Source organism: Photorhabdus sp. HUG-39, assembly GCF_963878365.1.
GTDB classification, from domain to species: domain Bacteria; phylum Pseudomonadota; class Gammaproteobacteria; order Enterobacterales; family Enterobacteriaceae; genus Photorhabdus; species Photorhabdus kayaii.
The window spans coordinates 1-560 of the sequence record NZ_CAWNWY010000118.1 but is presented as its reverse complement, the minus strand read 5'-3'; the positions used below and the strand labels follow the sequence as shown (position 1 = coordinate 560).

The following is a 560-nucleotide window of genomic DNA, read 5'->3' as shown; positions in this document are numbered from 1 at the left end:
AGTAACCTTTATCAGCAATCACCGCTTTTGAACGACGTTTCATAAAACCATTTTTACGCTGAATACCCAGACCATCCAGCAGGCGTACTGCATATTGACTTTCGTGACATTGACCTGCACTGAGTACTACATTCAGTGGATGGCCTTTTCCATCGACAGCCAGATGGATTTTGGAACCATAACCGCCCTGAGAGCGACCCAGGCCATGGTCTGCGATGACATCGGGATGTTTTTTTGGGCGCCAGCCGCACAATGTGCCGCACGAATGTTACTGCCATCCAGTGATATGGCTGACCAATCAACCAAATCTTGTTCATCCAGTATTGACAATAACTTATTGAAAATAAGATTAATGATCCCTGATTTTGACCACCGATTAAAGCGGTTATAGACGGTTTTCCAGGAACCATAACGTTCGGGTAAATCCCGCCAAGGGGCACCGGAACAGAGTACCCAAAACATGCCGTTGATAACCCGGCGGTGTTCAACATAAGGATGTCCCGGCCGTTGAGAATGTTCAGGGGGCAATAAGGGGAGCAGTAACTCCCATGCTTCATCAG

At 47.5% G+C, this 560-nt stretch carries 1 pseudogene; it reads right to left on the bottom strand.

Annotated features, from left to right (window positions below):
• Nucleotides 1-560 (bottom strand): annotated as a pseudogene (locus AAC155_RS24300) (IS5 family transposase); the annotation flags it as partial.